Origin of the sequence: Streptomyces sp. NPDC092952 (assembly GCF_044754785.1) — a bacterium.
Lineage (GTDB): Bacteria > Actinomycetota > Actinomycetes > Streptomycetales > Streptomycetaceae > Streptomyces.
In genome coordinates this window covers 108,209-129,608 of sequence record NZ_JBIVPT010000005.1, presented here as the reverse complement: position 1 = coordinate 129,608, position 21,400 = coordinate 108,209, and the positions used below count along the sequence as shown (strand labels likewise).

18 protein-coding genes and 1 pseudogene are annotated in these 21,400 nt (G+C 71.3%); 8 read left to right on the top strand and 11 right to left on the bottom strand.

Features of this window, described 5'->3' with window-relative positions; translation table 11 throughout:
• Positions 1-21: 21 nt before the first annotated feature.
• Complete coding sequence (locus tag ACIQGQ_RS14615; protein ID WP_402395127.1) at positions 22-1,293, bottom strand: extracellular solute-binding protein; 1,272 nt, start codon at positions 1,291-1,293, stop codon at positions 22-24.
• A 361-nt stretch (positions 1,294-1,654) separates the two neighbouring features.
• Here ACIQGQ_RS14615 and ACIQGQ_RS14610 point away from each other — a divergent pair, with 361 nt between their 5' ends.
• Together ACIQGQ_RS14610 and ACIQGQ_RS14605 are read left to right on the top strand one after the other, a co-directional pair.
• Positions 1,655-2,692, top strand: a complete 1,038-nt coding sequence (locus ACIQGQ_RS14610) for a LacI family DNA-binding transcriptional regulator (RefSeq protein ID WP_366297951.1) — start codon at positions 1,655-1,657, stop codon at positions 2,690-2,692.
• 176 nt (positions 2,693-2,868) lie between these two features.
• A complete protein-coding gene (locus ACIQGQ_RS14605; RefSeq protein ID WP_402395124.1) occupies positions 2,869-3,783 on the top strand; it encodes a phosphatase PAP2 family protein in 915 nt (304 codons plus the stop codon).
• A 33-nt stretch (positions 3,784-3,816) separates the two neighbouring features.
• Here the strand turns inward: ACIQGQ_RS14605 and ACIQGQ_RS14600 are convergent, their stop codons facing one another.
• From ACIQGQ_RS14600 to ACIQGQ_RS14580, 5 genes are all read right to left on the bottom strand, one after another.
• The gene (locus tag ACIQGQ_RS14600; RefSeq protein WP_402395122.1) at positions 3,817-6,807 is read right to left on the bottom strand and encodes a bifunctional [glutamine synthetase] adenylyltransferase/[glutamine synthetase]-adenylyl-L-tyrosine phosphorylase; all 2,991 of its coding nucleotides are present in this window, start codon (positions 6,805-6,807) and stop codon (positions 3,817-3,819) included.
• Positions 6,808-6,856: 49 nt separating this feature from the next.
• Positions 6,857-7,654 (bottom strand): putative protein N(5)-glutamine methyltransferase, encoded by a 798-nt coding sequence (locus ACIQGQ_RS14595; RefSeq protein WP_402395119.1) that lies wholly within the window; start codon positions 7,652-7,654, stop codon positions 6,857-6,859.
• Between the two features lie 192 nt (positions 7,655-7,846).
• Positions 7,847-8,872 carry a TolB family protein gene (locus ACIQGQ_RS14590; RefSeq protein ID WP_402395118.1) on the bottom strand — a complete coding sequence of 342 codons (1,026 nt, stop codon included), beginning with the start codon at positions 8,870-8,872 and terminating at the stop codon, positions 7,847-7,849.
• The gene (locus ACIQGQ_RS14585) at positions 8,869-10,179 is read right to left on the bottom strand and encodes an MFS transporter (RefSeq protein ID WP_402396014.1); all 1,311 of its coding nucleotides are present in this window, start codon (positions 10,177-10,179) and stop codon (positions 8,869-8,871) included. Before ACIQGQ_RS14585 ends, ACIQGQ_RS14590 begins: the two co-directional genes overlap by 4 nt.
• A 2-nt stretch (positions 10,180-10,181) precedes the next feature.
• Positions 10,182-11,504: a discoidin domain-containing protein gene (locus tag ACIQGQ_RS14580; protein ID WP_402395116.1), complete on the bottom strand. Its 1,323-nt coding sequence runs from the start codon at positions 11,502-11,504 to the stop codon at positions 10,182-10,184.
• A 612-nt stretch (positions 11,505-12,116) separates the two neighbouring features.
• Between ACIQGQ_RS14580 and ACIQGQ_RS14575 the strand changes: the two genes are divergently transcribed.
• On the top strand, positions 12,117-12,422 hold the full coding sequence (locus ACIQGQ_RS14575) for a hypothetical protein (protein ID WP_402395113.1): 306 nt from the start codon (positions 12,117-12,119) through the stop codon (positions 12,420-12,422).
• A gap of 90 nt (positions 12,423-12,512) precedes the next feature.
• On the opposite strand, the gene ACIQGQ_RS14570 is transcribed toward ACIQGQ_RS14575, so the two are convergent.
• From ACIQGQ_RS14570 to ACIQGQ_RS14555, 4 genes and pseudogenes are all read right to left on the bottom strand, one after another.
• A complete protein-coding gene (locus ACIQGQ_RS14570) occupies positions 12,513-13,079 on the bottom strand; it encodes a hypothetical protein (protein WP_402395110.1) in 567 nt (188 codons plus the stop codon).
• Between the two features lie 149 nt (positions 13,080-13,228).
• Positions 13,229-13,312 (bottom strand): annotated as a pseudogene (locus tag ACIQGQ_RS14565) (glutamine synthetase); the annotation flags it as partial.
• Between the two features lie 232 nt (positions 13,313-13,544).
• Positions 13,545-13,778 carry a hypothetical protein gene (locus ACIQGQ_RS14560; protein WP_402395108.1) on the bottom strand — a complete coding sequence of 78 codons (234 nt, stop codon included), beginning with the start codon at positions 13,776-13,778 and terminating at the stop codon, positions 13,545-13,547.
• Between the two features lie 790 nt (positions 13,779-14,568).
• A complete protein-coding gene (locus tag ACIQGQ_RS14555) occupies positions 14,569-14,919 on the bottom strand; it encodes an HAD family hydrolase (protein ID WP_402395105.1) in 351 nt (116 codons plus the stop codon).
• A 108-nt stretch (positions 14,920-15,027) separates the two neighbouring features.
• Between ACIQGQ_RS14555 and ACIQGQ_RS14550 the strand changes: the two genes are divergently transcribed.
• Complete coding sequence (locus tag ACIQGQ_RS14550; RefSeq protein WP_402395102.1) at positions 15,028-15,702, top strand: tyrosine-type recombinase/integrase; 675 nt, start codon at positions 15,028-15,030, stop codon at positions 15,700-15,702.
• Positions 15,703-15,779: 77 nt separating this feature from the next.
• Here ACIQGQ_RS14550 and glnA read toward each other — a convergent pair whose 3' ends face one another.
• Positions 15,780-17,141: a type I glutamate--ammonia ligase gene (gene glnA / locus ACIQGQ_RS14545; RefSeq protein WP_366297929.1), complete on the bottom strand. Its 1,362-nt coding sequence runs from the start codon at positions 17,139-17,141 to the stop codon at positions 15,780-15,782.
• Positions 17,142-17,376: 235 nt separating this feature from the next.
• Between glnA and ACIQGQ_RS14540 the strand changes: the two genes are divergently transcribed.
• From ACIQGQ_RS14540 to ACIQGQ_RS14525, 4 genes are all read left to right on the top strand, one after another.
• Positions 17,377-18,075 (top strand): DUF3105 domain-containing protein, encoded by a 699-nt coding sequence (locus tag ACIQGQ_RS14540; protein ID WP_402395098.1) that lies wholly within the window; start codon positions 17,377-17,379, stop codon positions 18,073-18,075.
• 14 nt (positions 18,076-18,089) lie between these two features.
• Positions 18,090-18,809, top strand: coding sequence for a DUF305 domain-containing protein (locus ACIQGQ_RS14535; RefSeq protein ID WP_402395095.1), 720 nt, complete (start codon positions 18,090-18,092; stop codon positions 18,807-18,809).
• Positions 18,810-18,977: 168 nt separating this feature from the next.
• A complete protein-coding gene (locus ACIQGQ_RS14530; protein ID WP_366297928.1) occupies positions 18,978-19,403 on the top strand; it encodes a CBS domain-containing protein in 426 nt (141 codons plus the stop codon).
• 287 nt (positions 19,404-19,690) lie between these two features.
• Positions 19,691-21,376 (top strand): multicopper oxidase family protein, encoded by a 1,686-nt coding sequence (locus tag ACIQGQ_RS14525; RefSeq protein ID WP_402395091.1) that lies wholly within the window; start codon positions 19,691-19,693, stop codon positions 21,374-21,376.
• The last annotated feature ends 24 nt before the right edge of the window (positions 21,377-21,400 follow it).

Here is a 21,400-nt window from a genome sequence, read left to right as displayed (position 1 = left end):
CAGCCGGCCTGCCTTCCTGGGTTACTTCCAGTCCTTGAGGAGCTTGCGGTAGGAGTCGCCGGTCGCCTTGGCGGCCTTCTCCGGCGTGGTCTGGCCGGTGAGGACCTTGGTGTACTCGGTGTTCAGCGGGGCGAAGAGGCTGCCGGTCTCCGGGATCCAGGGACGCTCGACGGCGGTCTCGACGACCGGCTTGAAGAACTGGACGATCTCGCTGTCCACGGCCTGCTGCTTGGCGTACGCGGAGTTGCGGGTCGGCAGCAGGTTCAGCTCGCCGGCGGCCTGCGCCTGGGACTCGACGGAGGTCATGTACTCGACGAAGGCGTAGGAGGCGTCGAGGTTCTTGGAACCGGCGTAGACGGCGAGGTTGTGGCCGCCCTGCGGGGCGCCCTGGGCGGCGGAGCCGGCCGGGACCGGGGCGATGCCCAGGTTCTCCTTGTCGGTGAACTGCTTGCCGGTCAGGGTGTCGGCCACGGCCCAGGGGCCGTTGATCATCATCGCGACGTCGCCGTTCTTGAACGACTGCATCATGTTCTCCCAGCCGTCCGTGGCGTCGGTCTTGGCCGCCCCGGAGTCGACGAGGTCCTTCACGACGCCGAACGCCTTGACGCCCGCCGCGTTGTCGACGGTGATCTTCTTGGCACCCGCGTCGACCAGGTCGCCGCCCTCGCCGTACAGGAAGGAGAGGAAGTAGTACGAGTCGTCGCCGCGCAGGTAGAGGCCGGTCTTGCCGGTCTTGTCCTTGATCTTCTTGGCGACGGTCTTGAGGTCGTTGACGGTCGCGGGCGGCTCGACGCCGGCGTCCTTGAACATCTTCTTGTTGTAGAAGATGCCCATGGAGTCGATGACCTGCGGCACCGCGTACGTCTTGCCGTTGTACTTGGTGGAGGCGGCGGCCTGCTTCAGGAAGTCGTCCGCGTTCTTCAGCGCGGGGGTGCCGTCGAGCGGGGCGAGGTAGCCGAGGTCGGCGAACTCGGGCGTCCAGGCGACCTCGGAGCGGATGACGTCCGGGGCGCCGGAGCCGGCCTGCGCGGCGTTCTTGAACTTGTTCTGCGCCTCGCCGAAGGGGACGTTGACGTACTTGACCTTGACCTTCGGGTGCTGCTTGGTGAAGCCCTCGGCGATCTTCTTGAAGACCTTGTCCTCGCTGCCCACGCTCGACGTGTCCCACCACGTCACGGTGCCGGAGAGCTCGCCCGAGCCGTTGCTCGTGCCCCCCTTGTCGTCGCTGCCGCAGGCGGTCGCCGCGAACGCCAGGGCCGCGACCAGGGCGGTGGCCGTTATGCCACGTCGCATCTGAACTCCTTCAACTGCCGAACCGCTCCGTCGCGGCGCCGGGTCGACGTGAACGTAACAAGGATGAAAGAACGCCGAAAGAGTTTGCGGAAGATTTCTGCAAGCTCCAACGATCGTTACATTCGCGTGTCCTCACGGTTGCCGTCAAGCCTCTTGACGGAAGAGGTCACACCTTGGCAACGGCGGGCCACGCCCCGGAGTCGCACGGCGCGCACCGTCGGATCGGCAGCCCTGGAGCCGCCCGCAAGACCTTGCAAGACATTGCCGGATCCCTCACCCGAACCGCCGTACGAGCCCGGCCGGGCGCCCCGCTCCGGCCCCTGGTGGGCAATCCGACACCCGCCCGGTACAGTCCACTCCCATGACCGCAAGGCTTGCCGATATCGCAGCTCAGGCGGGGGTCAGCGAAGCGACGGTCAGCCGCGTACTGAACGGCAAGCCCGGTGTAGCAGCGGCCACCCGTGAATCCGTTCTCGCCGCCCTCGACGTCCTCGGCTACGAGCGCCCCGTGCGACTGCGCCGGCGCAGCGCCGGTCTGGTCGGCCTGATCACGCCGGAGCTGGAGAACCCGATCTTCCCCGCCCTGGCCCAGGTGATCGGCCAGGCGCTGACCCGCCAGGGCTACACCCCGGTGCTGGCGACCCAGACGCCCGGCGGCTCCACCGAGGACGAGTTGACCGAGATGCTGGTCGACCGCGGCGTGGCGGGCATCATCTTCGTCTCCGGACTGCACGCCGACACCTCGGCGGACATGCGGCGCTACGAACAACTGCGGGCCAAGGGTGTTCCCTTCGTCCTGGTCAACGGCTTCGCCCCGGAGGTCCGGGCGCCGTTCATCTCGCCGGACGACCGGGCGGCGATGCGGCTCGCGGTGACGCACCTGGTGTCGCTGGGGCACCAGCGGATCGGGCTGGCGGTCGGCCCGAAGCGGTTCGTGCCGGTGCTCCGCAAGATCGAGGGCTTCCGCGCCACCCTGCAGGAGCAGTTGGGCCTCGCCCCCGGCGCGGCGGAGGAGCTGATCCAGCATTCGCTGTTCACTCTGGAGGGTGGTCAGGCGGCGGCCTCGGCGCTGATCGAGCGGGGCTGCACGGCGGTGGTGTGCGCGAGCGACATGATGGCGCTCGGCGCGATCCGGGCGGCCCGCCGGGCCGGGCTGGAGGTGCCGCGCGACCTGTCGGTGGTCGGCTACGACGACTCGCCGCTCATAGCGTTCACCGATCCGCCGCTGACCACGATCCGCCAGCCGGTCACGGCGATGGGCCAGGCCGCCGTACGCACCCTGCTGGAGGAGGTCGGCGGCACCCCGGCCCCGCACAGCGAGTTCGTCTTCATGCCCGAGCTGGTCGTGCGCGGCTCGACGGCCGCGGGCCCGGGACCCGCCCCGGCCACCGCCGTCTGACGGCCCTCGCGGGGCCGTCGGCACCGGCACCCGACCCGCCCAGCATCGCACGCGCGCCCCCGTTCCGCAGTTCGCGGACGGGGGCCTTCTCCTGCGCGCCCCGACTTCCCCGCACACCCCCTGACCCGCCGGAGGATCGTCGGGCGGACAGGCGTTTTCTGGCAGACTCTATGCCTATGGGTGAATTGAGCGTGATGCCACAGGAAGGCCGGTCGGAGGGGCGTTCCCCGCGCCCCTTCCGTTCCCTCCGCCCCTTCCACCGGCTCCGTGCCCCCCGTCGGCCGCGCGTCTGGTTCGAAATCCTGCTCGTCGCGGCCAGTTACTGGCTGTACTCGCTGGTCCGCAACGCCGTTCCGGAGCAGCGGGCCGAGGCCCTGCGCAACGCCGACCGGATCTGGTCGGCCGAGCGGCATCTGGGCATCGCCGTCGAACAGTCGGTCAACCACGCGGTGAACTCCGTGACATGGCTGATCGTCTCGATGAACTACTACTACGCGACGCTGCACTTCGTCGTCACGGTCTGCGTACTGGTGTGGCTGTTCCACCGCCACCCCGGCCGTTACGCGGCGGCCCGGCTGACCCTGTTCGCGACGACGGGCGCGGCGCTGCTCGGCTACTACCTGTACCCGCTCGCACCGCCCCGGCTGATGGCCGGCAGCCGCTTCGTCGACACCGTGCTGGTCCACCACACCTGGGGTTCGATGGCCTCGGGCAACTTCAAGAACATGTCGAACCAGTACGCGGCGATGCCCTCGATGCACATCGGCTGGTCGCTCTGGTGCGGGCTGACGGTGTTCGCGCTGGTCTCCGCGCCGTGGGCGCGGATCCTGGCCCTGCTGTACCCGGCCCTCACCCTGGCCGTCATCGTGTCGACCGCCAACCACTTCTGGCTGGACGCGCTGGGCGGCACGGCCTGCCTGGCCTTCGGCTACGCGGTGTCGTACGTCTGGTACGGATCGCTGCCGCACCATCTCGCGAAGCGGGTACCGGTGCCGGGCGGACGGGCCCGACTGGCCGGCCTCTCCTCGGCGGCGCCCGCCCGGACGCGGCGGCCGGCCCCGGAACCGGCGGCCCCGCCGCAGGCCCGGTAGCGGCACGCCCCGGCACGGTCCGCGCCCCGGCGCTCACGCCCCGTAGAAGCGCTCCTCCACCACCGCGCGGGCCCGCCGGGTGATCCGCCGGTAGTCGTCGAGCATGTCCCCGACATGGCCCGGCTCGTACCCCAGGTACCGGCCGACCGCGGTCAGTTCGCGCGGGCCGGACGGGAAGGTGTCGCCCGGGCGGCCGCGCACCAGCATCACCGCGTTGCGCACCCGGGTGGCCAGCACCCACGCCTCGTCGAGGGTCGCGGCCTCCTCCCCCGGGATCAGACCGGCCGCGCAGGCGGCCGCCAGGGCCTCGCGGGTCCGGGTGGTGCGCAGCCCGGGCAGCCGCCAGCCGTGCTGCATCTGCATCAGCTGGACCGTCCACTCGACGTCGCTCAGCCCGCCACGCCCCAGCTTGGTGTGGAGCGTGGGGTCGGCGCCGCGCGGCATCCGCTCGGACTCCATCCGGGCCTTCAGCCGGCGGATCTCGCGGACCGCGTCCTCCCCCAGCCCCTCCATCGGGTACCGCAGCGGGTCGATCAGATCGATGAACCCGCGCCCCAGGTCCGCGTCGCCCGCGACCGGCTCCGCGCGCAGCAGCGCCTGGGCCTCCCAGACCAGCGACCACCGGCGGTAGTAGGCGTCGTAGGACCGCAGGGTACGGACCATCGGACCGTTCTTGCCCTCCGGGCGCAGATCCGCGTCGATGATCAACGGCGGGTCGGCGGTGGGCAGTTGGAGCAGTCTGCGCATCTCGGAGACCACCGCGTTCGCCGCCCGGCCCGCCTCCTGCTCGTCGACGCCCTCGCGCGGCGCGTGGACGAACAGCACGTCGGCGTCGGAGCCGTAGCCCAGCTCGTGGCCGCCGAACCGGCCCATGCCGATGACCGCGAACCGGGTGGGCAGGGTGTCCCCCCACTGGGCGCGGACGGCGGCGCGCAGGGCGCCCGCGATGGTGACGGCGGTGAGATCGGTGACCGCGTCGCCCACCCGGTCGACGAGCGCCCCGGGGTCCTCCTCCGCCGGGTTCTCCTCCGTGCCGTACGAGCCGATCAGGTCGGCGGCCGTGGTCCGGAACAGCTCGCGCCGCCGCACCCCGCGCACCACCGCCACGGCGGTCTCCGCCCCCTCCGCGCGCCCCACCGCGGCCAGCACCTCCTGTTCCAGGTGCTCCCGGGTGCGCGGCCGCAGCCCCTGCGGGTCGCCGAGGAGCGCCACCGCCTCCGGGGCCCGCAGCAGCAGGTCGGGGGCGAGCCGCCCGGCCGACAGCACCCGCGCCAGGTTCTCCGCCGCAGCGCCCTCGTCCCGCAGCAGCCGCAGGTACCAGGGGGTCTTGCCCAGCGCGTCGGAGACCTTGCGGAAGCCGAGCAGTCCGGCGTCCGGGTCGGCGGAGTCCGCGAACCAGCCGAGCAGCACCGGCAGCAGCGTGCGCTGGATGGCGGCCTTGCGGGACACCCCGGACGACAGCGCCTCCAGATGGCGCAGCGCGGCGGCCGGGTCGGCGTAGCCGAGGGCTTCGAGCCGGTGCCCGGCGGCCTTCGCGCTGAGCCGGGTCTCGCCGGGGGCGAGCTGGGCGACGGCGTCGAGCAGCGGCCGGTAGAAGAGCTTCTCGTGCAGCCGCCGCACCACCGAGGCGTGCCGCTTCCACGCCTGGTTGAGCTCGGTGATCGGGTCGGTGCGCATCCCGAGGGAGCGGCCGATCCGCCGCAGGTCGGGGGCGTCCTCCGGGACGAGGTGGGTGCGGCGCAGCCGGTGGAGCTGGATGCGGTGCTCCATGGCGCGCAGGAAGCGGTAGGCGTCGTCGAGCTGGGCGGCGTCCACCCGGCCGACGTAGCCGCCCTCGGCGAGTGCGGCCAGCGCCTTCAGGGTGGTGCCGCTGCGCAGGCCGGTGTCGCTGCGGCCGTGCACCAGCTGGAGGAGCTGGACGGCGAACTCGACGTCCCGCAGCCCGCCGGGGCCGAGCTTGAGTTCCCGGTCGACCCGGTCGGCGGGGATGTTGTCGACGACCCGGCGGCGCATCCGCTGGACGTCGGGGACGAAGTTCTCCCGGTCCGCGGCCTGCCAGACCAGCGGCGACACGGCCTCGACGTACTCCGCGCCGAGCTCCGGGTCGCCGGCGACCGGACGGGCCTTGAGCAGCGCCTGGAACTCCCAGGTCTTGGCCCAGCGCTGGTAGTACGCGAGGTGCGAGGAGAGCGTGCGCACCAGGGGGCCGTTGCGGCCCTCGGGGCGGAGGTTGGCGTCGACCGGCCAGATGGTGCCCTCGACGGTGGTGTCGGAGCAGATCCGCATCATGTGGGCGGCCAGCCGGGTGGCGGCCTGTACGGCCTCGCCCTCCTCGAAGCCGTCGGCCGCCTCCGCGACGAAGATGACGTCGACGTCGGAGACGTAGTTCAGCTCGTGGCCGCCGCACTTGCCCATCGCGATGACGGCGAGCCGGCAGCGGGCCGCGTCCTCGGACGCGGCCGTACGGGCGATGGCGAGCGCCGCCCGCAGCGTCGCGGTGGCCAGGTCGGCCAGTTCGGCGGCGGCCTCCGCGACGTCGGTGGTGCCGCACACGTCGCGGGCGGCTATGGCCAGCAGGCAGCGGCGGTAGGCGACGCGCAGCGCGTCGGGGTCGTCGGCCCCGGCGAGCCCCTCCTCGAACTCGGCCACGCCGGGGTGCAGGTCGGCGGCCTCGTACGTGGCCAGGGCCTGCCAGTCACGGGGGTGGCGGGCGAGGTGGTCGCCGAGCGCCTCGGACGCGCCGAGCACCCCGAGCAGACGGTCGCGGAGCGGCTTGGCGGTGATCAGGGTGTCGAGCAGCATCTGCCGGTCGTCCGGCGTCTCGGCCTCGACGATCCGGACCAGGCCGTGCAGGGCCAGATCGGGGTCGGCGGTGGCGCCGAGCGCTTCGAGCAGCACCGGGTCGGCGCGGACCGAGGACAGCTCGGGCTGGTCGAGCAGGCGCTCGGCGGTGGAGGGGTCGGTGAACCCGTGCCGCAGCAATCGGGTGAACGTGCTGCTCCTGCGCCCCGGCGCTGTCGTCATTACGTGCTCTCCCGCTCCGCCGCCCACACACCGTCCAGCGGTCCCGAGCCTAAGGGATGTCCCCGGCACGGGTCGCGACGACGACGGTGGCGTACAGCTCGTCGGAGGCGGCCACCCGGGTGGTCAGGCCGTGCCGGGCGAGGGTCTCCTCGGCGCGGGCCGCCTGCCGTTCGCTGGTCTCGACGAGCAGATGGCCGCCCGGGGCCAGCCAGTGCGGGGCCTCGGCGGCGACCCGGCGCAGGACGTCGAGGCCGTCCGGTCCCCCGTCGAGCGCCACCCGGGGTTCGTGGACGCGGGCCTCGGGCGGGAGCAGCCCGACGTCGTCCGTGGGCACGTACGGCACGTTGGCGAGCAGGATCTCCACCCGGCCGCGCAGGGTGCCGGGGAGCGGTTCGAAGAGGTCGCCCTCGTACACCCGGCCCGTGCCGGTGACGTTGCGGCGGGCGCAGCGCACGGCGGCGGGTTCGACGTCGGCGGCGTGCAGTTCGACCGGGCCGGTCCGGGCGGCGAGCGCGGCCCCCAGGGCGCCGGAGCCGCAGCACAGGTCGACGACGACGGCCCCCGGCCGGGCCAGCGCGGCGGCCTGGTGGAGCAGGAACTCGGTGCGGCGGCGGGGTACGAAGACGCCGGGGCCGACGGTGATCCGCAGCCCGTCGAACTCGGCCCAGCCGAGGACGTGTTCCAGCGGGTGGCCGGCCACCCGCCGGCCGACCATGGCCGCGAGGGCGGCGGGGTCACCGGCGGCGGCGAGGATCAGATCGGCCTCGTCCTCGGCGAATACGCAGCCGGCGGAGCGCAGGGCGGTGACGACGGTGGAACGGGTGGGCGGAGCGGGGACGAGCGACATGGCGGAGCCTTTCGGGAAGCCGATGGGCGCTCCGCCGGACGGCCCTACCTCGGGTCGGTCGCGCGGTCGCGGGCGGTGAGCACCCAGCCTGGTACAGCGGTAATGGGTCTCACCTCCTTGGTCGGCCCCCGGGTGGGGACGCGTCACCTTACACCGCGCGCCGGTCCGTGCGCCCCCGCTCCGCCGGTCCGTTCAGCCGGTCACCGCAACGGGGGACGAGCCTCCTTCCACGGCGAGCCGGGGGGTGCCCGTTCCGTCGGCGGGGACGGTCCAGATGTCGTTCTTGCGGCCGCCGGTGCCGGGCAGGGCGTAGGCGAGGGTGCGGTCGTCCAGCCAGGCGGCCTGGTCGTCGACGCCGCGCTGTTCGGCGAGCGGGGTCTCGCGCAGGGTGCGCAGGTCGAGCACGTACAGCCGCCAGGGCGCGGAGGCGTCGTCGGAGACCTTCTTCTTGAAGGCGAGCCGGGTGTTGTCGGGCGAGAGGGAGGGGCATTCGACGTTCTCCCGCAGCGCCTTCGCCGTCCAGTCCCGCATGTTCCCCTCGACGAGGTAGGTGCGGCCCTTGGTGGAGACGGTGGCGTAGAAGCGGTTGTCGTCGCGGGCGAAGGTGACGCCCCAGTAGTTGACGTCGGGGGCGTGGTAGCGGGCGCCGTCGAGGGTGAGCTGGATGTTCTCGATGGACTTGACGAGGTAGCCGGTGCGCAGGTCGAGGATGGCGGTGCGGGTGGAGAAGGCGGTGGTGGCGTACGAGTCGCCGGTGGCGAACACCGTCCAGGACAGCATCCGTCCGGAGGCGGAGACCCGGGCCCGGGTGGGTACCCCGGGCACGGTGATCCGGCGTTTCTCGCGCAACTGCCGGTCGAGGACGACGGCGTACGTCCTCGGCAGCACCCCGGGCTTGGCGCGCAGGCAGAGCGCCCCGTCGCCGGCGGCGTAGAAGCGGTCGCAGACGGGGCCTCCGGCGGTGCGCGTCCCGGTGGTGCGGGCGGCGGTGAGCGGCTGGTGGGCGACGCGTCCGCCGTCGGCGTCCCGGAAGTAGAGCGCGGGCCCGGCGAGGGTGAACGAGGCGTCCGCCCCGTCCTGTCCGCCCCGGGCCCGCTGCTGGGCGTGGAGTACGTAGCCGAGGGAACCGCCCGCGAGGAGCAGCACCGCGGCCGCCACGACGGCGATCCTCGCCCGGGGCCCCAGCGGGGTCGCGGTGGTCGGGAACCTGGCACTCATGCGGTCCGCCTCTCGGGGGTGGTGGCCTCCGACCCGCCGGGGGCGGGGGCGGAGGGGGTGCGCGGCAGCAGCGCCCAGCCGCCGACGAGGGCGACGAGCAGCACCGACGCGGCGGCCCGGAGCGCGGGTCCGGGCCCCCACAGCGTCCAGGCGGCGCCGAATCCGGCGGCGGCGAGCATCCGGGCCAGGGCCTGGCCGGTCTGGAGCACGGCGAGTCCGCCCGCCCGGCCGTCGGCGGGCAGGACGGGGCCGGCCAGCGCCATCAGGACCCCGTCGGTGGTGGCGTAGAAGACGCCGAGCAGGGCGAGGACGGGCACCAGGAGCAGCGGCGCCGGGCCGCCGGCGGGGGCGAGGAGGACGGCGTACACACCGAGCAGCGCGAGGTGTCCGTAGAGGAACGGCAGCCGTCGGCCGACCCGGTCGGCGATCCGGCCGGCCGGTATGGCCAGCAGCAGGTAGCAGGCGGCGGCGCCGAGCGGCAGCAGCGGGAACCAGCCGACCGGGAGGTCGAGGCGCTGCTGGAGCAGGAGGTAGACGAACGAGTCGCCGACGGTGGCCGCGCCGAGCAGGGCGGCCGCCGCGAGGATGCGCCGGAAGGCGGGGTCGCGGAGCGCCGCGAAGGCCTTGCGTCCGCGCCGGGTCCGGGCGGCGGGCCGAGGCTCCGGGCGGGGCGCGGGGCGGTCGGCGGGGACGTAGAGGGCCAGGAGCAGCACGCCGAGCAGCCCGACGCAGAAGCTGACGACGAACACCGCGTCGTAGGCGTCGGCGGTCGCCCAGAGCAGGGCGAAGGCGGCGAGCGGGCCGAGCAGGGCGCCGGTGGTGTCCATGGCGCGGTGGACGCCGAAGGAGCGGCCGAGGGTCTCGGGCGGGCTGCTCAGGGTGATCAGCGCGTCCCGGGGCGCGGTGCGGATGCCCTTGCCGACCCGGTCGGTGGCGAGGGCGGCGGCGATGCCCGCGGTGGCGCCGCCCGCGAGGAGCAGGCCGATCCGGGAGAGGGCGGAGAGGGCGTAGCCGAGGCCGGCGACCCGTTTGTGGCCGCGGCCGTGGTCGGCGGCGTATCCGCCGAGGAGCCGCACGACGGCGGCGACACCGTTGAACAGCCCGTCCAGGAAGCCGAATTGGAGGGGTGAGAGACCGAGTCCGAGGACCAGGTAGAGCGGCAGCACCGCGGTGACCATCTCCGAGGAGATGTCGGTGACGAGGCTGACCGTGCCGAGCGCGAGGACGGTGCCGGGGACGTGCCGGCCCGCTCCGCCGGTGCGGGGCGGGGCCGGCAGGTCCCGGCGGCCTGTGGTCGCCAGGTACATCATCAGTGGCAGGTGTAGTTCGGGCTGGTGTCCTTGGCCTTGCCGTCGGTGCCGACGTAGGTCCAGCTGTAGCCGTTGTCGGCGAAGTTCATCTTGAGGACGCCGTACTCACCGCTGATCCGCTTCTGGCTGTTGGGCTGGACCTCCTCGATGGGGTACGGCTCGGCGCCGCCCATTCCGCCGACGATCTCGGTGATGCCGTCGGCGACGGCCTTGCCGTCCGGGTTCTGCGGGGCGAACCGCTCGTAGTGGTGGTCGTGGCCGTTGAGCACGAGGTCGGCCTTGGCGCCGTAGAGCAGCTTCCAGACGGGGCGGCTGACGGGGTCGTTGCCGTGTCCGCCGGAGGAGTACAGCGGGTGGTGCCAGTAGGCGGCGATGCAGGACTTGGCGTTCTTGGCGAGGTCGGCCTTGAGCCAGTCGATCTGGGCGGTCTTGTCGAAGGAGTTGGAGTCGAGGGCGATGAAGTGCCAGTTGCCCTCGTCGAAGCTGTAGTAGGTCTTGCCCTGGGGGTAGGCGATGTCGCCGAAGTACGCCTTGTAGCCGGCGAGCGATCCGGCCGGGTCGTAGGTCTCGTGGTTGCCGGGCACCGGGTGGGTCTTGGCCTTGAAGGCGCCCCAGGTCTTGTCGTAGTAGGCGCGGAAGTCGGCGATCCGGGCGTCGTCGTACTGGCTGTCGCCCATGGTCAGGTAGAACTTCGGGTCCAGCTTCTGGGCGAGCGCGGCGGTCTTGGGGTGGGCGCAGCCGCTGTCGGAGGCGGTGCACTGGGCGGCGATGTCCCCGGCGGCGACGACGGTGAAGCCGCCGGTCTGCGGGGGCTGGCTGCCGGCGGTGCCGTAGACCTCGACCTCGTACAGCGAGTAGCCGTAGGAGGTGGCGCGGGCGGTGCCGTACACGCGCAGGTAGCGGCCCTTGCCGGTGAGCGAGGCCCAGTCGTCGGTGCCGCCGTCACCGGCGGTCTCCTCGGCGAGCTTGGTCCAGGTGGAGCCGTCGGCGGAGATCTCGATCCGGTACGCCTTGGCGTACGCGTCCTCCCAGCCGAGCTTCACCCGGCTGACCTGGGCCCCGTCGCCGAGGTCGACGGCGATCCACTGCGGGTCCTTGCCCTCGGCGCTCGCCCAGCGGGTGGCCGGGTCGCCGTCGAAGGCGTTCTGCGGCCCGAGGTCGGAGGTCTCGTCGGAGGAGGAGGTGGCGGTGCGGTCACGGGAGATGAGGGGGTCGGCGGCGCCGGCCCGTTCGGGGTAGGCGAGCAGCAGCCCGCCGACGAGGACGAGTACGGCGGCGACGACCACGCCCACCGTGCGGTGCCGCCCGGGCGGGCGGAGCAAAGCAGAACCGTTCGGTTGCATCCCTGAACTCCTGGCCTGTGTGGGGGGTTGGCGAGAGCTGGGCAGCTGTGCGGGTGACCCGCGCCCGGCCCGCGTACGGGCGCGTGGGGACGGGGGTCGTGGTGGCCGGGCCAGAGCTCTCACTGAGCGCGTCATGCCCCGAGGTGCGTCGAACGGAGGGCACCGCGCCGAGCCACCGCCGGGAATGCTAGCGAACAGGAAACTTTCCTACCAGTCCCCCAACGGGCTTGAACCCAGGGCCAGTTCGAGCGTTTCGGCCTGTCGTTCGAGAGCGGTTCACGGCTGGTCCAGGGGTGCGAGGAGCGCTGCGGGCCGGGGCTCGCGGAAGCCTCCGTCCCCTGGTAAGGAATGCGGGGCCAGAGCACCGGCAGCAGGTTCCTCGGCTCGAAGGCGGCGACGGCTTCGAAAGCCCAGGAACGACCGACCGGTGCCAGAGCAGCCCAAGGGCCCCGGAGGGCTCCCTTGGAGTCTTGGTACTCTCCGCACATCTACGACGGGGCGGGGGAAATCGTGGGAGCGGAGCCGTCGAGCCCCGGGGCCCGCCGGTTCGGAAGAGCCGGCTCGGGGGTCCTGTTCGGTGGGCTGACCGCGATGGTGACCATTACCGCCATCGGAAGAGCATGGGCTTCTTGTGACATCGGCGCCAACGCGGCGGCCAACAGCTCGACGTTGCTGTTTCTCGCGCCTCTCATATGGATCGCCACTGCGGTTCCGTGGGTGGTCCTGAACAACACCCTCGGGAAACGTCATCACAGAGCGGCCCTGATCGCAGGGCTCGTCTTCACTCTGTGGTTCGCCTGGTTCCTCGTCACGTGGCTCGGTATGCCGGACTCCTACCCCACCCCGTCGTGCCCGGCGAACGTTCCACCCTGGTGGCCGGACTTCCTCCCGGCATGACCCCGGCGAAGCCCGTGGACGATCCCGGCACCGGGAACGGCACACTGCCCGACACCCCGCGGGCGCTCCGCCATTGCTGTCGACTGCGCGTCACTCCGAGGGCGAAGCCCCCGTCGCAGGACGCCATGCCGCCGGCCAGGCCACGTCCTGGGCCACGGCCCCCGGCACGCCGAGGCTGGCTCGGGCGTGCGCGACGTAGCGGCTCCGGGCCTCCCGGAAGTCCAGATAGGCCTGATCCCAGTCCTGTTCGACCTCCGTGGCGATGCCCCGGGCCAGGAGCTCCAGCCGCCACAGGCAGTGGTCCACCGTCTTGGACGCGGTGTTCGCCTCCGTGTCACCGAGCAGCCCGAGCGTTTCCGACAAGGCGGAGCGCCGGGATTCCAGCTCACCCACCTCCTTCAGCACTTCGGGAGTCGGCTCCAGAGGCACCGGACCCGAGACGAGTCCGCGTGCGGCGGCGATCATCTGATAGCGGGCCGCCAGTTCCTTGACGGCGTGGGCGTACTCGGCGTAGGCGGCCAGCCGACGTTCATCCCAGCGGACGGCTTGCTGTCTGCGCCATCTCGTCCGCTCGTTCAAGCTGCTCACCAGGAACGACATCACCGCGCCCAGGACCACACCCGCGAGCGGCAATATCTGTCCGGCCAGACTCACCATGGACCCCGATCATCTGACGTTCGAAGTCCCTCATCCTCGCCTCGGCGGCCGGACAGCACAACGCCCCGCGAGCACGACCGGGGCCGGGTCGCCCCCACCGAACCGGGCGACCCCGCCCACGTAACGCCTTCCAGGCCGCCGACCTGCGTCTACAGCACCGGCAGCAAGTTCTTCAGCTCGAAGGCGGTGACCTCGCTGCGGTACTCCTCCCACTCCTGCTTCTTGTTGCGCAGCAACTGAATTGAGAGGTTTCTGACCTGCGGTCACGCACTGAGCGGCGCTGCGACCTGCTGTCGAGCTGTTAGTGGTTGTCAGCGTTGTTCATCGTTGAGCGACCTTCCACGGCCCCGAGACGGCCCGGAGCGCTGTCTACTGTGGTCCCTGCTGGCAGCCACAGTTCCCCGCGAGCCCCCGCCCATCCAGCCATCCAGCGCGGGTGTGGCACGGGGAACCGCGCCGCCTGGCCTAGCTGAGGGTGGGCAAAGCCGACCTGATGTTACGGAGCATGCCGGTAGCCGGATCCTTGAGGGCGGCCCCCATCTCGGCAAGGAAGGCCGAGAGTGCGAGCGCCTCCCCCGTGCTACGCACGAAGCCGGAGATCGCCGGGTACACGTGAATGATCACGACAATGATCGCGATCACCACCAGTCGAAGGAAGAACCATGCGCTTGACTGACGGGCACAATGCGTCAGACTCATGTTGAGCCTCCTGAGGCTTGTGGCCACCTTCACCGTCCGGGCGCCTAACTCAGCCGGTGAGGTGGCCCTCTTGCTTGGTGAATGCATCATGGCCCATGGCACGGCCGTCGGGTATGCGCGCACCTACCCCCTCCCTTTCACGCTTTCCGACTGCCAATTTACTCGGCCGCCATAAATGTCGATAAGGCTGTACGTACAACAAGGTAGCGATTGAAAACGCGCTGGTAGGGCGCAGATCCGAAAGTTAGGAGCTTCCTAATTTGGGAAGCTGCAAACCCTGTGTCTCATCGACTAAGTGGCGACAGCAAGCTATCCGACGGGCGGGCAGTGTGACGCAAGTCATGAAATGGCGCGGTGCGTGCTCCCCATCAGCCCACCACTCACCCCAGCTCCCATCCAGTCCGCCTTCGACCCACACACCGTGGAGCGGTCGTGGTTCAGGGCGTCAAGGTGGAGCGCGCCACTGTACGAACGAGCTTGACGCCCTGGGCCGCGACTGCTCGGCTCTGCCTGGGTCGAAGGTGGTCGGGATGGGAGCCCACGACGCTCGCCACGCTCCGGCCGGCACTCGCGAACGGCGCCCCGTCCATCCCGGAGTCTGAGCGCCCCCGCCGGAGGCATATCCTTAACCCGCGGATTGGTTCTCGCCTCAAGGCCAGAATAGTTGCTGAGACCACTGGGGCGGGCCCTGGCGCCGAAGGCGCTGAGGGCCAGGCCCAAGGGGCCAGCCCGCGCCTTGCGCGGGCACCTTGATGAGGTAGAGAAACCTGTAACCCGGTCTGGGTGCTGGCTAGGAGATCTGCCCGACGGAGAGGGCGTCCGCGATGGCCTGCATCTCATAGGTGATGGCGTTGGCACCCAGCGAAGCGAACGTTTCGGCCTTGGTGGGCTTGTTGGCGTAGCCGATCACGCTGGCTCCAGCAGCCCGCGCGGCTTGGATGTCAGTCACTGAGTCACCGATCAGAGTGCATACAGAGACGTCTACGTGCATCAGTTCAGCGGCGTGGATCAGCGGATACGGGTTCGGCTTCATGAGATGCGGCTGCTCCGACGGGCGGCCCACGATCGCGGCGATGTATCCCCCCAACCCATGACGGTCCAAAAAGGCCCTCACGCACTGGGCAGAGTTGTTGCTCACCACCGCAACTCCTCGGTTTATTCGCAAGAACCCATGCAGTGCCAGCACCGTACGGGCCCGGCACGCAATCCTCAACAGGTCGCGCCCTGGTGTGCCGGCCGAGTCTTTGCGGTGCAGAGCGCGCTGCCTGAGCAGTACCGGGCGATGGTCGATCTCGGTGCGGGTTGCGGCCTTCGCCAGGGTGAGATCTTCGGCTTGTCTGAGGAGGAGATCCGATTCGGCGCAGGATGGGTGCACGTCGGATACCAAGTCAAATTAGTGCAGGGCGAGTTGGTGTTCGCCTTGCCCAAGCGACAAAAGGTGCGGGACGCACCTCTGTCACCTCAGGTGGCCGACGCGTTGAAGAAGCACCTGGCAGACTTCCCTCCCCTGGCTGTGACCCTGCCGTGGGCACGCCCGGACGGAAAGCCGGTCACCAAGCGCCTCCTCTTCGTGCGGCCGGACGGCAAGGGCGCGGTAAGGCGTACCGACTTCAATACTCGACTCTGGAAGTCCGCCCTCGTCGCGGCCGACGTCATTCCGCCGGCCGAACCGGGCAAGCGCCATACCGCCGCGCGAGAGCACGGGATGCACGCGCTGCGGCACTTCTACGCGTCCGTGCTCCTGGACGCCGGGGAGAACATCAAGGCATTGAGTACGTACCTCGGGCACACCGACCCCGGGTTCACTCTCCGGACGTACACGCACCTCCTCCCGAGCAGCGAGGGGCGGGCCCGCGTCGCCATGGACAAGGTGTACTTGGGCCGCCCGTTCGGGCCTGACGGCCCACAGACGGCCCAGAGCTGATCATGACTGCGGGCGGGTCACCTCGGTTGAACCGGGTGGCCCGCCCGCTTTCTGGTCTCTGGGCGCCTGACCTGCGGTTACAGCACCGGCAGCAGGTTCTTCAGCTCGAAGGCGGTGACCTCGGAGCGGTACTCCTCCCACTCCTGCTTCTTGTTGCGCAGGAAGAAGTCGAAGACGTGCTCGCCGAGGGTCTCGGCGACCAGTTCGCTCTTCTCCATCAGCGCGATCGCCTCGCCCAGGTTCTGCGGGAGCGGCTCGATGCCCATCGCGCGGCGCTCCGCGTCGGAGAGCGCCCAGACGTCGTCGTCGGCGCCGGGCGGGAGCTCGTAGCCCTCCTCGATGCCCTTGAGGCCCGCGGCGAGCAGCACCGCGTACGTCAGGTACGGGTTGGCGCCGGAGTCGATGGAGCGGACCTCCACCCGGGAGGAGCCGGTCTTGCCCGGCTTGTACATCGGGACGCGGATGAGCGCGGAGCGGTTGTTGTGGCCCCAGCAGATGTACGAGGGTGCCTCGCCGCCGGCGCCCGCGGCGCGGGAGGAGCCGCCCCAGATCCGCTTGTAGGAGTTGACCCACTGGTTGGTGACGGCGGAGATCTCCGCCGCGTGGGTGAGCAGACCGGCGATGAAGGAGCGGCCGACCTTGGAGAGCTGGTACTCGGCGCCCGACTCGTAGAAGGCGTTGCGGTCGCCCTCGAAGAGCGAGAGGTGGGTGTGCATCCCCGAGCCGGGGTACTCGGAGAACGGCTTCGGCATGAAGGTCGCCTGCACACCCTGCTCCAGCGCGACCTGCTTCATCACCAGCCGGAAGGTCATGACGTTGTCGGCGGTGGAGAGCGCGTCCGCGTACCGCAGGTCGATCTCCTGCTGCCCGGGGGCGCCCTCGTGGTGGCTGAACTCGACCGAGATGCCCATGGATTCGAGCATGGTGATCGCCTGGCGGCGGAAGTCCATGCCGACGTTCTGCGGGGTGTGGTCGAAGTAGCCGGAGCTGTCGGCGGGGGTGGGGCGGCTGCCGTCGACCGGCTTGTCCTTCAGCAGGAAGAACTCGATCTCCGGGTGGGTGTAGAAGGTGAAGCCCAGGTCGGAGGTCTTGGCGAGGATGCGCTTGAGGACGTAGCGCGGGTCGGCGAAGGACGGCGAGCCGTCCGGCATCAGGATGTCGCAGAACATCCGGGCGGTGCCCGGGGCCTCGGCCCGCCACGGCAGGATCTGGAAGGTGCCCGGGTCCGGCTTGGCGATCATGTCGGACTCGTACACCCGGGCGAAGCCCTCGATGGCGGAGCCGTCGAAGCCGATGCCTTCGTCGAACGCCTGCTCCAGCTCGGCGGGGGCCACGGCGACGGACTTGAGGTAGCCGAGGACGTCGGTGAACCACAGCCGCACGAAGCGGATGTCGCGCTCCTCAAGCGTCCTGAGGACGAATTCCTGCTGCTTGTCCATAGCCACATCCTTGCAGTTCAGACGGTCCGTGCACCACCGCCCGGGACAGGGGGAGGAGCTCCAGTGTCACGACCCGGGATTTCACCCAGATTACGCACACGGAGTGAGATGGAGCACCCGGCCACCCACTACGATCGGCGCCCACGGCGCGCCGGGGGCGAAGCGTCTTCGCGACGGTCCCGCGCACGCCGGTGTCCCTGTCCGTGACCGCCCCTTCGCAGAAGGACCTGACGCCATGAGCTTCGCCCCGCACAACCCCGTGGACCAGCCGCAGGACGCCTACCGCCCCGGCGGTCGCCGCGACCGCGCCCTGGCCATAGGTCTGAGCGTGCTCGTCGTCCTGGGCCTGGTCGGCTTCGGCTCCTATCTGGTGCTGACCACGTCCGAGGCGTCCGAGCAGAAGCCGTCCACGCCTGCCGACGGCGCGATGGGCGACGGCAAGGCGCCCGCGACCGGGCACGGCGGCCCCACCGGCAAGCCGGACGGGAAGATCGAGGGGCTGCGGAGCTGGGACGCGTCGAAGCTGACCCGCAATCACGTCAACGGTCCCGTCACGTACCCGATGAAGCCTCCGGTCGGGGGTGACCACAACCCCGTTTGGATGAATTGCGACGGCGCGGTCTACCCGAAGGCGATCCCCGACGTGAACGCCGTGCACGCGCTGGAGCACGGATCGGTGTGGGTGACCTACACCGCCAAGGCGCCGCGCGCCGATCTGGACAAGCTCTCCGAACGGGTGTCCAGGACGCCGTACTCGCTGATGAGCCCGTACGCGGACCAGTCCGGGACGATCATGCTGACCGCCTGGGGCAAGCAGCTGACGGTGGACGGCGCCGACGACCCCAGGGTCGACCAGTTCTTCTCGCAGTTCGTCCAGGGGCCGCAGACCCCCGAGCCCGGTGCCACGTGCTCGGGCGGGCTGGAGGCGCCGTGACCGGGCCGGAGCGCGTGAGGCGCGTACGCCGCGGCCGGCGGGCGGCGGCCTCCGTCGCGGCGCTCGCACTGCTCTGCGCGGGGGTGGCGACGGTCGCCTCCGCGCACGGGGACGGGAGCGGGAGCGGTACGGACCACCGCGCCACGGCGGCGGGCCCGCCCTCGGTGGACTCGGCGGACGCCGGGTTCGCCCGTGACATGGCCGTCCACCACCAGCAGGCGGTGGAGATGTCCTTCGTCGTGCGCGACCGCACACGGGACGAGGAGGTGCGCCGGCTCGCGTACGACATCGTCAACACGCAGGCCAACCAGCGCGGCATGCTGCTCGGCTGGCTGGACCTGTGGGAGCTGCCGAAGGCGGTGTCCGGCCCGCCGATGGCGTGGATGTCGGCCGGGCACGCGGAGCACCCGATGGCGGACATGCCCGGGATGACCGGGGCGGGCGAGCCGGGCACCGCGTACCGGCCGCACGACGGCTCCCTGATGCCCGGCATGGCCACCCGGACGGAGCTGGACCGGCTCCGGAAGGCGAGCGGCCGGGCCGCCGAGGTGCTCTACCTCCAGCTGATGACCGACCACCACAAGGGCGGCATCGACATGGCCCGCGGCTGCGCCGAGCTGTGCGCGGTGCCCGCGGAGCGGCGGCTGGCCCGAGGGATGGTCGAGGCTCAGCAGTCGGAGCTGGACGCGATGGCCGGCATGCTGACCGCGCGCGGGGCCGCACCCCGCCCCTGAGGGGTCCCCTCCGGCTGCGGAGCGTGTTCCGAGCGGCCCCGAGCGTGCGCGAAAGGCGCCAGATACACCCGAACGGGTGATAGCGGTCGCATCCCCCGAACGGACCCATGACGATGGGTTCGCTCGGGGGCGTACGGCATGCCCATCGGCACGCAGGAGGAATCCCTCATGACCACCGCCAAGGACATCATGCACACCGGGGCCACCTGGATCCCCGCGCACGAGACGCTCGACCGGGCCGCGCAGCTGATGCGCGACCACAAGGTCGGCGCGCTGCCCATCTCGGCCAACGGCGAGCAGGACCGGATGATCGGCATCCTCACGGACCGCGACATCGTGGTCGGCTGCGTGGCCATGGGCCACGATCCGGCGAAGATGACGGCGGGCGACCTCGCCCATGGCACGCCGCGCTGGATCGACGCCGAGGCGGAGGTGGAGACGGTGCTGGAGGAGATGCAGACGCACCGCATCCGCCGGCTCCCGGTGGTCGAGAACAAGAAGCTGATCGGCATGATCAGCGAGGCCGACCTGGCGCAGCACCTCAGCGACGAGCAGATCGCCGGCTGGGCGGCGCAGGTCTACGCGCACGGCTGACCGCGCCGGCGCACCCGTCCCGCGGCCACGGCCCGGAACCCTCCTCCGAGGGGTTCCGGGCCGTGGCACGTCCTCCCGCCACCGGGGCCGTACGGACACGGTCGCGGGACGCGCGGCCGCTCGGCGCGCGAGTGATACCCGGCGGGGGTAGTGTGCTCGGCATGACCCTGTGTGGACGTACGACATACGGACAGTCGCACCTGTTCGGTTCGCTGATATAGAAGGGGCGCGCCTCCCCCTCCCCCAGCAGCCAGACCCACCGAACAGACTCCGAGGTGCACTCCGTCATGCGTACTTCCCCCACCAGGCGCGCCGTGCTCGGCGCCGCCGTCGCCACCGCGGGTGCGGCGGCACTGGCCGGCTGCTCCGGCGACTCCGGCAGCGGCCACGACGGCCGGAAGACCGACGGCCCGGCCGCCGGCGGTACGGGCAACGGCGGCGCGAACCGCGGGGGCGGCCCCGGCAAGCGCTCGAAGGGCGAGTACGTCTCCCCCGACGGGCCGGAGGTGGCCGCGGCCGAGGCCAAGCGGGGCGTCGGCCCGCTGCGGAAGGTGAGCCTGGTCGCCGCCCCCGCCCAGCTCGACCTGGGCGGGCTCACCGTCGGCTCCTGGGCGTACGACGGCCGGCTCCCCGGCAAGGAGCTCCGGGTCACCATGGGCGACACCCTGGCGCTCACCCTGGCCAACAACCTCCCCGCGGAAACGTCACTGCACTGGCACGGCCTCAACGTCCGGAACAACATGGACGGCGTCCCCGAGGTGACCCAGGCGCCGATCGGGCCGAAGACCGAGTACTCCTACCGGTTCACCGTGCCGCACGCCGGGACGTTCTGGTTCCACCCGCACACGGGCGTCCAGCAGGACCGGGGGCTGTACGCGCCCCTGATCGTCGACGACCCGAAGGAGCCCCTGAAGTACGACAAGGAGTGGGTCGTCGTCCTCGACGACTGGGTCGACGGGGTGGACGGCTCGACGCCCGACTCGGTGATGAACGAGCTGAGCCACGGCCGGGGCGGCATGGGCCACGGCATGAGCCACGGCGCGGGCGCGCACGGCGCGCCCGGGAAGCCCGCCAAGTCCAACGGCGGGAAGCCGCTCAGCGGGCCCTCGCGGCTGGAGAAGCACTCGTACAGCAAGCTGCTCGGCAGCCACGGGGGCGACGTCGCCTACCCGTACTACCTGATCAACGGGCGCGTCCCGAAGGCCCCCACCACCTTCACGGCCAAGCCCGGCGAGCGCATCCGCATCCGGATCATCAACGCGGGCGGCGACACCGCCTTCCGGGTGGCGCTCGGCGGCCACCGGATGACGGTCACCCACACCGACGGCTACCCGGTCCGGCACGCCACGACCGACGCCCTGCTGCTGGGCATGGGCGAGCGGTACGACGTGGTGGTCACCGCGGGCGACGGAGTCTTCCCGCTGACCGCGCTGGCGGAGGGCAAGAACGCCACGGCGCTGGCCCTGCTCCGCACCGGCAAGGGGACCGCCCCCGCCGCGAACGTCCGCCCCAAGGAGCTGGACGGGCGGCTGGTCGAGGCGTTCGACCTGAGGCCGGACGAGTCGGTGGAGCTGCCCGGGCGCGGGTTCGACCGGACCCTCCGGTTCAAGCTGACCGGCAACATGCGGGACTACAACTGGGCCTTCAACCACGATCCGTACAACCCGCACCAGCGCCACCCGGTGCGGGCGGGCGAGCGGGTCCGGCTGGAGTTCTACAACGCCACGGAGATGTGGCACCCGATCCATCTGCACGGGCACTCCTTCGGCGTGGTCGGCCCGGCCGGGCGGCGCCACTGGTCCACCGAGCGGGGCCGGTCGCACTGGGCGCGCAAGGACACCGCGATCGTCCGGCCGAACAGCTCCCTGGGCGTCGAGTTCGAGGCGAACAACCCGGGGCTGTGGATGCTGCACTGCCACAACATCTACCACTCGGACATGGGCATGATGACCGTCCTCGGCTACCGGACCTGATCCGCCACCGGGCGGGGCCCCGGC

Coding starts and splice junctions, on each gene's coding strand:
- ACIQGQ_RS14615 (WP_402395127.1), bottom strand. CDS start 1,293: ATGCGACGTGGCATAACGGCCACCGCCCTGGTCGCGGCCCTGGCGTTC.
- glnA (WP_366297929.1), bottom strand. CDS start 17,141: ATGGACAAGCAGCAGGAATTCGTCCTCAGGACGCTTGAGGAGCGCGAC.
- ACIQGQ_RS14575 (WP_402395113.1), top strand. CDS start 12,117: ATGGTGACCATTACCGCCATCGGAAGAGCATGGGCTTCTTGTGACATC.
- ACIQGQ_RS14525 (WP_402395091.1), top strand. CDS start 19,691: ATGCGTACTTCCCCCACCAGGCGCGCCGTGCTCGGCGCCGCCGTCGCC.
- ACIQGQ_RS14605 (WP_402395124.1), top strand. CDS start 2,869: ATGGGTGAATTGAGCGTGATGCCACAGGAAGGCCGGTCGGAGGGGCGT.
- ACIQGQ_RS14560 (WP_402395108.1), bottom strand. CDS start 13,778: ATGAGTCTGACGCATTGTGCCCGTCAGTCAAGCGCATGGTTCTTCCTT.
- ACIQGQ_RS14595 (WP_402395119.1), bottom strand. CDS start 7,654: ATGTCGCTCGTCCCCGCTCCGCCCACCCGTTCCACCGTCGTCACCGCC.
- ACIQGQ_RS14540 (WP_402395098.1), top strand. CDS start 17,377: ATGAGCTTCGCCCCGCACAACCCCGTGGACCAGCCGCAGGACGCCTAC.
- ACIQGQ_RS14570 (WP_402395110.1), bottom strand. CDS start 13,079: ATGGTGAGTCTGGCCGGACAGATATTGCCGCTCGCGGGTGTGGTCCTG.
- ACIQGQ_RS14590 (WP_402395118.1), bottom strand. CDS start 8,872: ATGAGTGCCAGGTTCCCGACCACCGCGACCCCGCTGGGGCCCCGGGCG.
- ACIQGQ_RS14585 (WP_402396014.1), bottom strand. CDS start 10,179: ATGTACCTGGCGACCACAGGCCGCCGGGACCTGCCGGCCCCGCCCCGC.
- ACIQGQ_RS14600 (WP_402395122.1), bottom strand. CDS start 6,807: ATGACGACAGCGCCGGGGCGCAGGAGCAGCACGTTCACCCGATTGCTG.
- ACIQGQ_RS14610 (WP_366297951.1), top strand. CDS start 1,655: ATGACCGCAAGGCTTGCCGATATCGCAGCTCAGGCGGGGGTCAGCGAA.
- ACIQGQ_RS14530 (WP_366297928.1), top strand. CDS start 18,978: ATGACCACCGCCAAGGACATCATGCACACCGGGGCCACCTGGATCCCC.